Below are 16,795 nucleotides of genomic sequence, written 5' to 3'. Positions count from 1 at the left end.
GTATAATATAATTACGCAATGTATGCGCTATCACATTATACAAGAGGTACCTTAGGGCTGGTCAATCTCTTTTGCAGAACTTGGTCAATTTCTTCGCTTAATGGGGTAAAATTTTATGCCGAAGGGGGTAAATGGGAATGCCGTCATCATATGGTGCCTTAATCTATTAACGTATATCACCCAACCTCCTGTATACTTTTTAGCACATGCTAGTAAGTGCATATAAAAAACACAGGAGGTTTTGTGTATGGCAATACGCTATCGCAGTGTTCTTGAGCCGCATCACCAACATAAGAGTCAGCGTGACATTGCGCATACTTGTTTTTGTATACAGAACACTGATTCTGATCAGTGTGAATCACCAGTGAAATCGGTATTGCACCCACCAATTGCAAACGCACGTTCACACGCTGATCATACCCACTTTTATGCACCTTTACAAGCCCTAAGTTGGCGTTTCCATAACCTCCCAATAAGAATCCCCACCAGCACACTGCCAGCAGGGAGTCCTAAGCTACTTCTTCAATTCTTGTTACCGCTCTAATTCCAAGCGTTGCGCCAATTCGATCAAGTAAGGCCGTACCCGCGCGTTAACCTCTGGATGCCGCAACCCGAACTCAATATTCGTCGTGACATAACCCAGCTTGTTACCGACATCAAAATGCTCACCCATGAACTCACGGCAAAAACGCGCTGGTTGTTTTCTGAATATTTTCATTTAATTCAGTTATAAACTGTAATTTTTTTATCATTACATAGTTAATTGCTTAGACTAAGATCATTAAACTTACCCAATAAAGTAGCAAATATCACTGTTTCATTTCACACATTTTAGATCCAGTCGACTCTAGCTTTGAATTCAATATTGGTATTTATCATTTTTTATTCTGATATAATGGCCCTTATCGCTATTTATCGCTACAATAACTGGCATTGCCGCTTTAAAAAAGCTCATCTTTACTCCCTTGAAAGCAATAACTACTTAAGTACTCTGGCTATCCTTTTCTGTTCCTCACTCTATACATGCCCTATCTGCTTATATTTAGACGGTAAGTATAAATTATCCGCTTTATTCTGCTTATCATACTTTGCTTTATCTCTATATCGAATAATATGAGCAGGAACCCCACCAACTACTGCCCGAGCGGGGACATCGTGTGTTACTAGGCAATTCGCACCTATAACTGCTCCCTCACCGACAGTTACTCCTCCAAATATTGTCACGTTTGCTCCTATCCAAACATTTCTTTGAATATTTACATTCTTGACAATGTCATCTTTTGAATTATACGGTAACATTCCATTATCATTAACTTGATGTAATGTCGTTATAGCTGTAAATTTTTCTGCAAAAATACAATTGTTTTCAATAACTATTTTTCCATTACCTAAAATTCTAAAATATGCTTCGATATGGAGAAATTCTCCCTTAAAATTAACTTTATCAAATGGAAAATACATCGGAACTCTAACTTTATTCCTATTTATTTTTAAAACATGATATTTTATTCGTAATTTTAATTTTTCAATATAGTGAATCATAATATTATTATCCCCCAAAATAAATTATTAATTGATGTATACAATAGTTTGTAACAGCTAATAATCAAAAAAAGTTCAATCCAGTTAGACTCATAAGTGACTAAACTTAGCAGGAGTAATAACTGTGCTGAACCACCTAAAAGCCAGGTTAAATTATCACGAATTACAAATCAACTTTTATTATTTTTACTGTCTACGTGCATTTTCACATTGTTGCTACTATCTGCAATAACTCTTTGAGCGATGCAATCTGACAATCAGTATATAGTATATCGGGGTTTCAATTAAAGAGTGAATGGGTTGATAATATCAGCTTGTAATTTAGATTTTATGGTGGGTTAGCACCATGCGTCACAATAATATTACTATTTAAATATTTTTTTAATTATGTCGTTTCCCATTAACCTAAGTATATATACAATCAAAAGAATAACTAACACTACAAATACTACGCCAATAATAATGTTGATTGCTAATTCTTGAACTAAGTTGCCAGATGTATAATGTGAAGTGTTTATTACTAGGTACATCACGAATCCTAGTATATTAGCCAATAAATAATTAAGTAATATACTTTTTATATTTATTTTTATTCCTTCTCTATAGGATCTACTAACAATCAAAGTAGTTGAAAAAAACGTACCTAAAGCGGGCGCAACAATTATAGAAGCTGGTCCTATCAATTTAGCAAAAATAACAATCAATACTATATTTATTACTACCGTTGTCAGTGAATTACTCATTGGCTTCTTTGTATTTCCATTTGCATAATAAATACGATAAGAGTAATCCCGAATTACATCAAATGGCATGGCTAAACCTAAAATTAGCCCATATTGATAAACCGTTCTTGCATCTGTTGCTGTAAAGGCACCACGTACAAAAAGTAGCTTAATTAAATCAAAACCAACGGCAGCATACCCCCATATTAGCAATATAACAATCAAATTAGTTAAGGATACATACCTGCTAACGTGTGAAATTCCATCTTGTAAATTTTTCTTTATATCTTTGACAAGTTTTGGATATATCATATTTATTAAATTCATAATAAATAAAGATTGAAAAATTCCCATAATTTGATTTGTATTAGACAACAACGTTATGTAACCATGCCCAAAGAATCCTGCAACATAATTTGATAGCATAATCTGTATCTGAAACACTGTAGAACTTAATAGTATAGGTACCGTATTAGTAAGCATCTTTTTGACATCACTATCTAACCCAAACCGTATTCGAAAAACAAATTCGGGATTTAATCGATACTGTAAATAGTTAAAAAACATCGTTTCCAAGATATAAGCAATTGCAGTTAGAATAGTCAATGTTACGATATTAACGGAATTAACTAATAATAAATATAAAGCTGGTATGCCAACTGGTATGATATCTAAAACACGTGGTGTAATATAATGCCCTTCATTTTGAAGTAAAGAAACTGAAAATGACGCTTGAATTTTAAACTGCTGACTGATCAAAAGAATTCCTGTTAAAATGATAAATAGAATCTTATTTTGTGTACTGAAATTTGGAACTATAAAATTACTACCAAAAATAATGATAATAAATAATATGGAACTAAGTATTAAGGCTAATATTCTAATAAACGTTAGGTACTTCTCAATATAGATTTTTCTTTGCTGAAAGCTAATTTTAGCATTTAACTCTGGGATTACTATGGTTGTAATAGCAGACCCTATTATTGTAAATATCGACACAGTAAATACATTTGCAAGATAAAATGCATCTAACATAGAACTTGTTCCAAAATCCTTAGCTAAAACTAAGCTTCTGATTAACCCTAATCCCTGTATAACCAAGGATATAGTTATCACAAACGGAAAACTGTAAGTTATTCTTTTCATAATTCATCCTTAATTATTATATAATATAAATTCACAAACTGATATTAAAGCTACTCGTATTTTTAACTTACTTAGTGAATACTGCTATAAAATAATTCAGTTTAAGAATTAATCCGCAACATTAGTATCAATTATTGAGAAATATTTTATTCTTTATCATTAATTCATGAGCTATAATAGTAGTTAGGCTAGTTTCTTAGATTTGGCAGGGCTAACACCTATGCCATGAATATCAACAATCAAAACTTCACGCAGCGAATAACCCCCTCAGGTAGCGACGCTCTAATCAAACTGTATCTCATTACTATCGCTATTCTTTTGGTACGTATGGAATAAGCAAAGTAGATGCCGGTGTTATTAACTTGTCTTGGACTAAATAAATTCAATAGTTATTATTAATAAGTTATATTTTTTAAGTGCTCACAACTGTAATCATCGACGATATTCTGTAACTCTTGTGGATTAAGTTAATCGCAATTCTCTGAGATAGGGCTATGAAGACGCCTACTGTCTTATTTTTTTATAGTAATTGTAAGAATTAGACCCTCATGGTTATTTGTTTTAGTTGCTTAGGCAGTACACTTCTATTTTTAAAATTGGATAAATAATTTATTAGCCAAAAGATAAACACACTAGCTAGATTTAAGTTTGAGTTTGATCCTATTATATAATAGGATCATGTGGCTCACACATTACATCCACTGTTCATATCTAGTTTTTGTCACTATTCAGCTCATGATATCGAACAGATAACATAATATCTAACGTAATCACGTTTTAACACAGCATTATATAAATCTTTAAATTCTTCTAATGGAGCAAACTGTGCAAACTCTCTTTTTAATAAACTAACTGTACAAACAAAAATTGCTTTTTTTACATCGTCACTCATATTATTAGTTCTTCTGAAATTCAAAATAATTTGCGCCATAAATATACTTAATAAATCTCTATCTTTTTTTATTTTTAGCCTATTTACTTCATCCAACATTAATTCAGTAATCCAAAAAGTATCGATACACTTTGGATCATTTTTAGAGCTAGCACTTATTCCAGATAAATTATATCTATAATTATAAATACTATCTGAAATAGTCACTTTATTTTCTGCTTCAGGATATATTAAAAAAGACATAATAGAATCCTCAAACCAATAATTCTCAGGAAACTGTAAATTGTCGAATAACTCAGTTTTAATAACTTTCCCCCATGGAAAACCATACAATTCACTAGTTTTTACATCGTGTAAATTTTTATGCACAACTCCTTTTACCTTTTGTCTGTATATCATACGATCAAAACTTCCCTCAACGATATCAGCATCATATTTATATGCAGCATCTAATAATAGCCGCAATGAATCCTCAGCAAGAGTATCATCAGAATCAAGAAACATTACATAATTACTATCTAAATCATTTAATGCAGTATTTCTCGCCCCAGATAATCCTTTATTTTTTTGAGATACAATATGTATCCTTTCATCACTGTATCGGGAAATTATACGAATAGAATCATCAGTTGATCCGTCATTAATTATTTGTATCTTAATTTTATAGTTATTTTTCTGATTACACACTGATTGTAGACAACTATTAATATATTTTTCTGAATTATATACAGGTATTATAACTTTTAAGTCGTACTTGGTACGTTTCCTTGTCTTTCGTGCAACAATACTAGAACTATCAGGTCGTGGACTTATTTTATTAAGAAGTTCTATTGATTTTACTTGGGTTAATAAATTTTGATTTTTTATATGTTTAGCAAGTATTGTATAAATAATATTATTTTGTAAAATAGCCTGATTGATATGTGTTTTTTTTATAAAGGTTCGCATAAAAGTATTCACTTATTTCACCTCGAATAAATCTTACATCATTATCTTTTAATCCAAAATATGCATTCAAAATAACCGCTATTGTCAACTTAAACTAGAAAATTTCCAATGAAACATGATAATTAAAAAATATTTAATGTCATTATATGAAAAATCGTACCTAAGCACATTGGTACAAGCTAGTATTTTAGAGTGTATCTCTAGAGAGCTTTCAGTATTCTTAATACTGTGATAGCTACCTTTCGAAAGTAATCATAATAACTGTTCCGGTGTTCCTAAATGAAGCATCACTAGCCGATGGTATTTTGTGAGTAGTAGCATAATTTTGTCATGCTCCAGCAAAATACGACAAAATAACTTTATATTTCCCAATAATCGTGATTTCTATTGCTATAGTTATAACCTAATTTAGGCTATCATTATTCAAAAAATTACTTAATTTTTCAAAATGTAACTTTGATCTATGGATACTGCTTTTTAAATTATCATTATCAATAGTGTTCATGTACTCATTGAGTGTGAATGTTTTAAATATCGATTTTTCCGAAAACTTCTTAATAGTTACTCTTTTTTGTTCTGGAAAAGTATCTGTGATGGTATTTTCCATCTTATCACTATATGTCAAAACTAACTGGGGTATTCTAAAAACCCAGCCTAAAATCATAGAATGGTATCTTCCGCTCACAATCCCACTAGCGCTCTTTATAAGAGATAGTATGTCTGATATGTTTGTATATTTAATAATTTCAATCTTTGCTTTCTTCTTATTAGAAATCCCCATTTTAATTTGAAGTGCCATGTTAGCATCTTGTTCAAAAACACTAAAAGGTACTAATTTAATATCATAGCCAGAATCAATTATAAGTTCACATAACTTGACCATGTTTTGGCGATACCCTTTACTATCAGATTTGTACTTTTCTCCTAATACTCTGCCATCATAAGTTAAATCAATAGCTGTAATTACAATATATGGCCGATTTAAGTAAGATTTACTAATATTACTAGCATCTAGCCCAAAAACAACATCTGGTGCTAATTGAATGTTATTTAAATTATCAAATAACTCATATGAAGCAGAATCTCTAACAGTGATATTTTTGATGCATGCAAAGAAGCTTCTGTATTCATCAATATATTCTTGAGTCATTACTGGGCCAAAATTACTCCCAATAATAAAATAAGGTATCCCTGATTTTAAAATATTTTTTCGCTTTACAGTAACCCCATCGCTTACATTAACCTGTTGGAAAATAGATCCACCAATTTCTAAATATGCATCGGCCGAATATGATAATAGTTTCGGGATTAAACGAGAAGGAATAAAATTAACGTATCTGTTGATAACTTTAACTAAAAAATTTTTATTTATAACTTTTAATTTATTTATTTGATGATAAATATCTGCATATTTCTTATCAGATAATATAACAAGCTCTACGTGTGGAAAGCGTTCTGCCAGTACTTTTAAAAATAAATCATCACCCAGATTATTTGTAAAGTATCCATCTACAATTACTTTCTTCATAGTATAATCCCCATTTAAATTATGTCCATTTGCTTTGTATTCCGTAAATTTCCAACCAAACCAAGATGATTCAGTAAATGTAATATTTTCACTACTAACCATCCCGGCAAAACGGCAATGATAAGTATAATTATTTTCTGCTTATTACTGAAGCTTTTACAAATGATATTTCTAACCTCAGAATTTTTTAATTGCTTCCGGAGTGTTTTACTATCTATTTTTTTTTCATCTATAAATTTATCGCTTTTACTACGTGAATAAAGTCGTACAAAATTAGTCAATATCAATCTAACATTCCAATAATACAAAACGCTTTTTCTTCTGTAAATACTACCAGAATCATCAGTTTGATAAATCAAATTTTTAATTTCATTTAATAATATCAAATTTAAATCTCTAAATTCAGCATTAACTTCATGCATTAATGATCCTTGTGTTCTCCTATACTTATACGCACCGCCCCTCAATAGTAATGTCTTTTTACTATTTTTAGCTGCCATATAATTAAATATCATATCTTCCCCGTTACTTATTTCAACAGGAAATTTTATATTATTCTCTAAAATAAATTCTCTAGAAAAAATCTTTGAAATTGGTCCTGAATTATACTCATTCCAAGAAAAACGATCTGTCGTTATATTAATAACCGATAACAACAATTTCTCTTTCAGTTTCATATCATTATTTTCAATCACTAATTTATCATTTTCTGGGTGAACCATAAACGACATTGACACAATATCAATCTTTCTATCTAGTTTAATTGCCTTCATCATTTCTATATATTTATCTACAACTATTAAATCATCAGAATCAATAAAAGTAATATATGCACCCCTTGACTTGCTAATACCCATATTTCGTGAGTATCCCACACCTTTATGAGAATTATATATCACTCTAATATTTAATCTTTTTTTATACTTTAGAATAATTTTTTGTGTGTCATCCGTCGAGCCATCATCTACTACAACAATCTCTGCATTTAATACATCTAGAAGCGGTATTATTGAATTCAATGTTTCATCCAAATACTTTTCTGAATTAAATGTTGGTACTATAATTGATAAATCCATTTTAACCATCCTAGACATCTAATTAATAGTATGTCGGTATATTTTTTAATAATGAAAAAATACTGGAGAAAAACACTTCAATAATAGGTCTACTGAACTCCATATCCTTAACGTCAGCATATACAATTACAGCTGATGCACTTATTGATATCATTGCTATAATGAACAAAAGTCCTACATCAAGTTGAGTAATTGCTGTTTTACTATTCAAATAATTTATCCCAATACTTAATATTGCTATTAAAGACACAACCAGTAAATATCTATTTTGAATCATACTACCTGACAATAAAATTAAACAAATTGTAAATACAATAAGTATCCTATCTAATTTAATTTTTATCCCTTTTTTTCTGTATATAAAAATTGCTGCACTACTTATTATTAATACTGTTGCTAGTCTGTGCAAAAATACTATGATAAGACCATTAGTATTTCTCTGCATAAAATCTGTTGAATATCCTGTTGCCATTTGCGCAATTCTTGCCAATATACCGGTTCCAGTAAAAAATTTAGCTATACTTAAGTATACAATTAAACCTAATAACGCTGGTAGAACAGTCTTAAGATTAACTTTTTTAATAAAGTAAAAATATATTGTTAATGCTACTGCCAAAATAATTCCAACATGAAATAATATTGGAATTATAAATAAGTAAAGGTATCGTTTTAATTGGGTCTTATTATAAATATATAATATTAGAAAAAACAATGCACAGGCCATTGCCCAGCGCATTGTATTAAATGTAAAAAATAAGCTGAACAATAGTAATATTTGCGCTGACAATAAAAAAAACATGGTTTTACTGATATAACCATGCACTTTTAGATCAACCAGCGGAAACAATATCGATCCATATGTTATTACTGTACTAAAGTACGGCAATAACGTAAATCTTCCCGTTTTTGCAATGAAATACTCTAATATATTAAACAAGATACTATCACTTTGATAATTAAGTGATGTGTTTGAATTAATTAAACTAAATAAGTTAGATAACCCCGTTGTTGTACGCATTATTCTCATATTTTGTTGATACCTATAGAAATCATCAGCAGCACTAGGTGAGTAATACAATGCCAATAAGCTTATCCCTAAAACGAAAATAAACATAAACATGTATGCTGATTTTTTATTGAAGTACCCCATACCAAAAAAAGATACAATCGCCGCAGGTATCGGAAAGATTAACAATAGTAAAATTAATATGAAAATAAAATAATACACTAAGCAAAACTCCTGACTTATTACCTTTGAAGAATTAATTTTCTATTAAATCATTATATAAAATTGCATACTCTCTACTTACTCTAGTTGAATCATATTTGTTTTGAATATATTCATAAACTTCCCTTGAATCAATATTCATTGACAAGATTTTTCTGATCTTTTTAAGTAAGTCTTCTAAATTATTACTTGAAAAAGTTACTCCAACTTCTTCGTTCATAATTTCTTTATGTGGACCAATATCCGATAAAATGACTGGCAATCCATATGACATAGCCTCAAGACAAGCCATCGGTAATCCTTCTGATAGAGAAGCTGATATATAATAATCTGATTCTAGAAAAAAAGAAGCTGGATTTTCAGTTCGCCCCAAAAACTTTATATTTTTACAATCATTCTGTTTTTTTAACGCATCTAGTTCAGGCCCATCACCTACTATTAAAAGTTCATATTGCGTTAAAATTTTAAAAGCTTCCATCAATAACTGAACATTTTTCCGCTTATTTATTTCTCCTAAATATAAAAACACATTCCCATATTTTTTATGAGCATTCATTAACATAGAATAATCTGGTAAATCGACACCATTTGGAATAGAGATTGTCGATAAGTGTAGTTTTCTGAATTTCTTTTGTATGGTATCTGAACAAGAAACACAGATTAACCTTCGAATGATTAAATAATGTACTATTGCTAGCACTAATCCACGAATTCGACCATAAGCAAATTTATAATCTTCAAATGGAAAATTATGTAATGTTGATATACAATACATATTTTTTCTTTTTTTATGTATTAATGAATTAATAAAATCAGGTATAATTCCATGAGAATGGACTACTTCAATATTTTCATCATCAATGACTTTTAATATTTTTTTTAATGTTAAGTTATTTCTACCAACGTTGATTATCTTAATATTTAAATTAGTAAAAGCGCTTAATCTGCTTCTCTTGCTTTCCGGCTTCAATGTAACAATAACTGGTTCTATATTATTAGTTCTAGCATCTTTGACAATTGAGTATAGAACATTAACTGGGCCAGATCTTCTAAGTGAGGATATAATATATAGAACTTTTATACTCATTAAAATTCCCTTCTTATTTACGCAATACTTTATAATAGAATAAATACCGTATTTTAGTAGGTAATATTGCCGACAAAGTAGAGGTACTGATTGTTACAAACAAATCATATTTAGTATAAAAACCAAGTTTAAAAAAATTCATTCTCATTCCAATCATGCTTTTTATATAGTCTAATCCTCCGCGTCTATTTACCATATCCTCACCAGCCCGAACATAAACTAAAATTTCTGGATCATTTTTTAATTTCAGACCTGCTATAATAGCACGTACCCATAAATCATAATCTTCATACCCAGGTTTAGTGTGATAGCTACCAAGCATTTGAATTTTGCTCTTCTTGAACATAACCGTCACATGATTAAATGGGTTACGTTTATGAGCAAACTTAATTATCTTATTATTCTGTAGAGGAACTATTCGCTTGGCAAGTGTGTTTTTAATATCATTTGTGAATTCAATGATTTGCCCACCATAAATATCTAAATCTTCACGAATCATTGTAGTCAATTGAATAGCAAATCGATTTTCAACGGCTATATCATCACTATCCATCCGAGCAACTAATTCATTTTTGCATGCAAGTAAACCGATATTTAATGCTTTTCCAAGCCCTCTATTTTTAGATAGTTTTTTTATTCTAAATAATTTCGGATACGCTTCATTAAACTTTTCAACAACCTGATTCAATTCATCAGATAAAGGTCCATCTTCTACAAGGACAATTTCAGACGGTATCACTGTCTGTTTAACCAGACTATTCAAAGATGCTTGCAGATACTCTGGTCTTTCCTTAGTATAAACGGACATTAGTACACTAAACTCCGGATATTCTGTCATTACCTAGCCCCATCTCCAGTTACCACAACGCGAAGTGTCGCAAAGAAAATTGCCAGATCAGTAGTAATACTGAAATGTTCTATGTAGTACATATCATTTTCTAATTTCTGTGCTGGTGTATCATCATAACCACCATGAACTTGTGCGTACCCGCTTAAACCAGGCTTCACCAATAAACGTTGTTCAAATCCCTCAATATCTTCACTAAACTGTTGCGTAAATACTGGTCGTTCTGGACGGGGTCCAATCAAACTCATATCGCCTTTCACAACTGACCATAATTGTGGTAATTCATCAACTCGTGTTTTACGCATAAAATGACCAACACGTGTGACCCGTGGATCTTCTTTCTGTGCCCACATTGCACCAGATTTCTTTTCAGCGTCATTATACATTGAGCGCAATTTGGTCACTTTAATTGTCTGTCCCATTAAACCGACCCGTTCTTGGGTATAGAAGCATTTCCCTGGTGTCTCTATTTTCACTAAAACCATAAAGACTAAGATAATAATTGACGCTGGAATCATTAAAATTAAGGAAAAGATTAAATCGAACAGCCGTTTGAATGGTGTATAAAAACTAAAAAAAGGCTGATCTAGCTTGGTAACAAAATCGTATTCATTCACTGTTTCGGTATGACTGACTTGATTTCCCATAATAAAACTCCCCCTAATCCGTTAACGATTCCCAATATAACTTTAACCCAGTCGAAATATCATAATGTGGTTGATAACCAATTTTCCGCAAACTATTAATGTCAGCATAAGAATTTTTAATGTCGCCGGTACGCTCTGGTTTACGAATAATCTGTAAGTCGCGGTTGATGATTTGTTCGTAAACCTTAATTACTTGGTTAAGGCTAGTATGTTTGCCCGCACCAACATTAAATACTTGATGGATAACCTCACTCTTTTTAGACAATAATTCTAACGCCTGAATGACGTCTTGAATAAATACAAAATCCCGCGTTTGTTCACCATCACCAAAAATCGTGAAGGCCGATTGGAGTTTTGCCGCTTGTGTGATCAACGACAACACGCCAGAATAAGGTGATTTAGGGTTCTGCTGTGGTCCATAAACATTGAAGAACCGTACTGCCACCGTCGGAATGTTGTATAACTTGCCGTAATCGATCACAAACCGCTCAGTTGCGAACTTATCAATTGCGTATGGTGTCAACGGATCAATCGTCGAATCCTCACGTTTAGGTAATTCAGGATTATTTCCATAAACTGCCGCCGATGAAGTAAACAACACCTTTTTAATAGGTAACTTATGTTGCCGAATAGTCTCTAAGATAAAAATATTCGCTTCTTGGTTGATCTGATGTGTTTCATATGGTCGCGCAACTGAGTCAGCAACACTGGCAATAGCTGCCAATAAATAAATATAGTCGAACTGTTCCTTGAGTAATAAGTCTTTCATAAAGCCATGATCAGTAATACTATGTTCATAAAAAGTTACTTTAGGTGAGCTAGGTATATTACTGGCTAAGCCCATCGATAAGTCATCAACAATAACGACCTCATCGCCATCTTGTACTAACTGATCAACTAAATTTGACCCAATAAAACCGGCACCACCGGTCACTAAAACTTTACTCAATTATCTGTCCTCCAAATTTAACTATTATCTAAACAACCCAAATTTTTTCTTTTCTTTAACATGGTGGTACTCACTTGGCTCTAGGTCATCACCATTAATGATTTTTTTAGCGTTATCTTGCATCCAAGTGACCATTTCCGCCCCATTATGCTGCTCCAGCTTAGCGAACGCCTTCTGCATACGAAAATTACGGCCCTTTAAGTTATGTGCGTCTGAGGCAAAAACAAAGCCTAAGCCGGCATCAATGATCCGTTGCGTAAAGTCTTCGACCTCGGAACCAAAAACGCCTAAGTAGCTACTAGCGGTAATTTGCGTTAAACAACCACTAGCCACGAAATCATAGAGCAACTCGGGCTTTTTTTGAATACCATGATTCCGCTCTGGATGAACAATTACTGGTGTAATTCCTGCCGCTTGTAGTTCAAAAATCATTTGACTCGTGTATTCCGGTACTTCACCGTGTGGAAGCTCCAACATCAAGTAGCGATTAGTTTCATCAGCGAACAACACGTCATCATTTTTAATGGCTTGCATTAAGTCACCATTGATATGCGCTTCTTGCCCTGGGAAGACAACTAAATCGATTTTAGCTTCATCCAGCGCCGCTTGAAATTCTGCGGTCCGCTGGATCACGTCAGCCTTATGATTGGTGTATTTACCGTCCATATGGTGTGGTGTTACCAAAATATGACTGATACCATTATCTACAGCCACTTGGGCCATCGCTAAAGCATCAGCCATGGTAGGCGCCCCATCATCACATCCCGGTAAGATATGACAATGTAGATCGATCATTTCTTATCGTCCGTTCCGTAATACCCACCATAGTAGCCACCAGAAGCTGCATCTGTCACGCGGTTAAGTACGGCACCGATCAGGTTAGCGTTCACCTTTTTGAGTAAATCGCGCGCCCGTAAAACAGCCCCTTTAAGAGCGATACCTTGGGGAACCACCAAGATCACGCCGTCAACCTTACTTGCTAGAATTTGTGCATCGGTGACCTTATTAACTGGTGGCACGTCCAGAATAATAATATCAAATTGTTCTTTTAAGACTTTCAGTAATTGATCCATTTTCGAGGAGTTAAGTAATTCAGACGGATTCGGTGGCACCGGACCGCTTGGTAAAACGTACAAATTCAGCACTTCAGTCTCATGAATACTTTCACTTAAATCCGCCTGTTTTGCCGTTAAAATCGTGGTTAATCCTTGACTATTAGAGACGCGAAAAGAGCGCGCAACCGCTGGCCGGCGTAGATCACTATCGATCAACAGGACTTTATTCCCTTGATCCGCCCAAGTTACGGCTACGTTAGCACTAATCGTTGACTTACCTTCTGAAGGATCAGCGGACGTAAAGAGCAGCGTTTTCAGTTGCCGATCAGCAGAAGAGAACTGAACGTTAGTCCGAATCGTTCGAAACTGTTCGGCAATCGATGAGGTTGGCTTGGTTACGGTGATCAAACCGACCCCGTTTTTCATACTGCTCGAATCCAACTGCTTTTTCTTTTTAAATAAAGCCATTAGTTCACCCTCCGTCGTAATTCTGCACTACGCGGCGGCAACTCATCGGTTGTTTCCGCAACCCGCGTATGATGTTCGTGTTGACCGTGTTGTTGTCCAGCAAAGGCTCGCTTCTTAATATCTTTGTCTGAAATTTCCGAAACGATCCCTAAGCTGGTCAAACCTGCTTCAGCCAAAAAGGCTTCATCCTTAACCGTTTTATCCAACGCTTCATTTAAGAAGGCCAAGCCAATTCCGGCTAACAAGCCGAGCACGAACCCAATGGCAATATTTAATGGTAACCGCGGTGAAACTGGTGATTCATTGACCGCTGCCTTGGAGACGATCGAAACGTTATTAACACTCATGATCGATTTGATCTTATTACGGAAAGTCTGTGCCGTGACGTTAGCGATTTTAGCCGCTTCTTGGGGATCGGTCGTTTTAACGTCGACTGAGAACACCTGTGAATTCTGTTGACTACTGATTGAAATTTCGCTGCTTAACTTACCAACCGTTTGCCCATTACCCACCTTTTTAGCAACATCCTTCAAGATCGTTGGACTAGTGATAATATCCTTATAAGTACTGATCATTTGCACATCAGCCTGGGTTTGTTGTAAAGCCGCCGTTTGTTCACTTGCATCTAATTTACGATTAACCAATAATTGTGTTGTCGATTGGTATTTAGGTGTCATCACGAAGAACGTCACGACGAACGCCAATAACGTTACGATGATCGTTGATCCGATAATGATCTTTAAATGTTTGCGCAACGTCAACAGAATATCTTCAATACTCAGGGTTGCCTCTGAATGGCTCGTTTCGTTCATTTAAAAAGCTCCTCCTATTACACACTCTTAAGGTGAATCTATTAGTTAAATCTACTAATAATTTTAGATGTTACAGTTGGTGACCATCCCTGTGGCTAAAAAGTCCCACAAGAAATATGACCAGATCATACATAGATGACGGGATAATTTATGCAGAGCATAAATTTGAATTTTTGATTTGTTTCGGCTACCTACCGAACAAGTTTCTTTTTGTTTTATATTTTCTAATAAGCACTATCATTGATTAAACTTATTGTTTAATTCACTGTCATTATAGTTTGTTTACATAACAGTTTCATGACAAACACGTAACAAAACGAATATTAATTACCATATGACATAATGTGTCACGTTATTTCCGGACAATCGTTCGTAAATAGTGCCTTTTGTGCGATTAATTAGTCGTTTTTTTGCACCAGTTTCAAAATGGCTTTCGCCGTATCACTTAAGCTGCCATCTTTTTGATAATTGCTCAGCAATACGACACCAGTTTTACCATCCTCGGTAAAGGCTAGCGCATTGTGGTAACCAGCAAAGTCAGCCCGACTGACTAACCGGCTGCCATCAATAGTCAACCGTCCAGTATAGGCAGTCCCCTCTTTGGCGATGGCCCCTTGATGCATGTACTTTTCACCGACAAAACTACTACTGGTGACATAATGAGTCAACTGTGCCATATCGCTAGCTGTGGTATAGAGCTGTTTTGAGCCTAACTGATCATTCATCGTTTGGAAAAGTGTGTCTTGCGTGACCGCTGAAGCACTGTCACTAGCCTTATCATAAGTGAATGATGGGGCTAACTTAGATTGTACCGCGGCGCTGGTGACAAAGCCTGTATGTTTGACCCCAGCTGGTTGCAAAAGCGTGTCCTTAATGAATTTCTGGTAGGATACGCCAGAGGCTTGCGCGATAATGCCAGAAAGTAACGCATAGTTAACCGTCTGGAAGTTATATTGCCCCGTTGTGGCCACAGTGGCGTTTGCTAGATTCCATGCGATCACGTCTTTGTTTAACTCGCTAGCCGGTAAAACATCCAACGTCAAGCCAGAAGTCATTTCCAAAAGGCTGCCTACCGTGACACTAGCATCGGCATTATCTAATAGGTAATATTTACTTACCGGTGTGGTCAGATCCAACTTGCCATCTTTGACTAACTGCATCACGGCCGCCGCCGTCAGCGTATTTTGCAATGCCCCGATCTGGTACTTCGTTGTCGCTGTTTTGGTGTTCTTTTGTGGATCTTGTCCGTATGGCTGTTGATAGACCAGCTTGCCATCCTGAATTACCGCTACATTACCGACGAACTGGAGCTGTTTCAATTGCGCTTTCAGCTTTGTTTCATCAATGGTAGAACTTGCAGTCTTATCCGTTGTTGCCACTGGCGTTGTTTTCTCCGTCTTATCAGTCAACTTACGAAAATAAACGTGGGCCAGACTGTCTTTTTGATAAATTGCTGCCACAGCCCCACCACCGACGATTATCAACAAAACCAGTAAGACTGCCACGATTCGTCCTGCTTTATGTCTCATGCGTACCTCCACCATCACTGCAATCTTCATAAAAAAATCATAAAAAAATGCATTATCTATTACACTATAACATAATGGTATATACCCAACAACTTAGATTCAAGTCTTGTTACAGAGTTGTAACAATTGATGTCAACAAAAATGGTCAAGTTTTTACAGTTCTTTTTTCACGCCGGATTTACAATGTAAGTGCAACACCAAAATAACTAGACCAAAAAGGCCATGAAGCCTTAAACTTATAAGTGACAAAACCAATAAGTTAGGACGGACTTCATGACCCAATCTAAAGATACCATCAAAAAATCTTATAAGCAACTAT

General features: G+C 34.1%; 15 protein-coding genes. All 15 read right to left on the bottom strand.

Translation table 11 applies throughout. The features are described 5' to 3' along the window. Positions 1-532 precede the first annotated feature (532 nt). The 15 genes from EKM76_RS13470 to EKM76_RS09755 all read right to left on the bottom strand — a co-directional run bounded on the left by EKM76_RS13470 (position 533) and on the right by EKM76_RS09755 (position 16,476). Complete coding sequence (locus tag EKM76_RS13470) at positions 533-673, bottom strand: hypothetical protein (protein ID WP_164507633.1); 141 nt, start codon at positions 671-673, stop codon at positions 533-535. A gap of 344 nt (positions 674-1,017) precedes the next feature. Next, positions 1,018-1,560: an acyltransferase gene (locus tag EKM76_RS09820; RefSeq protein WP_164507632.1), complete on the bottom strand. Its 543-nt coding sequence runs from the start codon at positions 1,558-1,560 to the stop codon at positions 1,018-1,020. Between the two features lie 347 nt (positions 1,561-1,907). Further along, a complete protein-coding gene (locus EKM76_RS09815; RefSeq protein ID WP_125550496.1) occupies positions 1,908-3,410 on the bottom strand; it encodes a lipid II flippase MurJ in 1,503 nt (500 codons plus the stop codon). Positions 3,411-4,143: 733 nt separating this feature from the next. Then, positions 4,144-5,262 (bottom strand): glycosyltransferase family 2 protein, encoded by a 1,119-nt coding sequence (locus EKM76_RS09810; RefSeq protein ID WP_125550495.1) that lies wholly within the window; start codon positions 5,260-5,262, stop codon positions 4,144-4,146. Positions 5,263-5,653: 391 nt separating this feature from the next. Further along, positions 5,654-6,880 carry a polysaccharide pyruvyl transferase family protein gene (locus tag EKM76_RS09805; RefSeq protein WP_125550494.1) on the bottom strand — a complete coding sequence of 409 codons (1,227 nt, stop codon included), beginning with the start codon at positions 6,878-6,880 and terminating at the stop codon, positions 5,654-5,656. Beyond that, positions 6,793-7,854, bottom strand: coding sequence for a glycosyltransferase family 2 protein (locus EKM76_RS09800; RefSeq protein ID WP_164507631.1), 1,062 nt, complete (start codon positions 7,852-7,854; stop codon positions 6,793-6,795). The genes EKM76_RS09805 and EKM76_RS09800 overlap by 88 nt, the downstream gene beginning before the upstream one ends. Before the next feature lie 22 nt (positions 7,855-7,876). Beyond that, complete coding sequence (locus EKM76_RS09795) at positions 7,877-9,082, bottom strand: hypothetical protein (RefSeq protein WP_125550492.1); 1,206 nt, start codon at positions 9,080-9,082, stop codon at positions 7,877-7,879. A 34-nt stretch (positions 9,083-9,116) separates the two neighbouring features. Continuing rightward, positions 9,117-10,169 carry a glycosyltransferase gene (locus EKM76_RS09790; RefSeq protein ID WP_125550491.1) on the bottom strand — a complete coding sequence of 351 codons (1,053 nt, stop codon included), beginning with the start codon at positions 10,167-10,169 and terminating at the stop codon, positions 9,117-9,119. Between the two features lie 13 nt (positions 10,170-10,182). Beyond that, positions 10,183-11,007 (bottom strand): glycosyltransferase, encoded by an 825-nt coding sequence (locus EKM76_RS09785; RefSeq protein WP_125550490.1) that lies wholly within the window; start codon positions 11,005-11,007, stop codon positions 10,183-10,185. After that, a complete protein-coding gene (locus tag EKM76_RS09780; protein WP_125550489.1) occupies positions 11,007-11,663 on the bottom strand; it encodes a sugar transferase in 657 nt (218 codons plus the stop codon). The genes EKM76_RS09785 and EKM76_RS09780 overlap by 1 nt, the downstream gene beginning before the upstream one ends. A gap of 13 nt (positions 11,664-11,676) precedes the next feature. Further along, positions 11,677-12,612 (bottom strand): NAD-dependent epimerase/dehydratase family protein, encoded by a 936-nt coding sequence (locus EKM76_RS09775; RefSeq protein WP_125550488.1) that lies wholly within the window; start codon positions 12,610-12,612, stop codon positions 11,677-11,679. 24 nt (positions 12,613-12,636) lie between these two features. Continuing rightward, positions 12,637-13,407, bottom strand: a complete 771-nt coding sequence (locus EKM76_RS09770; protein WP_225417914.1) for a tyrosine-protein phosphatase — start codon at positions 13,405-13,407, stop codon at positions 12,637-12,639. After that, complete coding sequence (locus tag EKM76_RS09765; RefSeq protein ID WP_125550486.1) at positions 13,404-14,135, bottom strand: CpsD/CapB family tyrosine-protein kinase; 732 nt, start codon at positions 14,133-14,135, stop codon at positions 13,404-13,406. The genes EKM76_RS09770 and EKM76_RS09765 overlap by 4 nt, the downstream gene beginning before the upstream one ends. Then, entirely contained in the window at positions 14,135-14,947 is an 813-nt protein-coding gene (locus tag EKM76_RS09760) for a YveK family protein (RefSeq protein WP_125550485.1), read from the bottom strand. Before EKM76_RS09760 ends, EKM76_RS09765 begins: the two co-directional genes overlap by 1 nt. A 398-nt stretch (positions 14,948-15,345) precedes the next feature. Then, positions 15,346-16,476 carry a serine hydrolase domain-containing protein gene (locus EKM76_RS09755; protein WP_125550484.1) on the bottom strand — a complete coding sequence of 377 codons (1,131 nt, stop codon included), beginning with the start codon at positions 16,474-16,476 and terminating at the stop codon, positions 15,346-15,348. Positions 16,477-16,795: the final 319 nt, after the last annotated feature.

It is taken from the genome of Loigolactobacillus zhaoyuanensis (assembly GCF_003946385.1).
GTDB lineage: Bacteria > Bacillota > Bacilli > Lactobacillales > Lactobacillaceae > Loigolactobacillus > Loigolactobacillus zhaoyuanensis.
The sequence above is the reverse complement of the archived record's forward strand: the minus strand, read 5'-3'. Positions and strand labels throughout refer to the sequence as shown.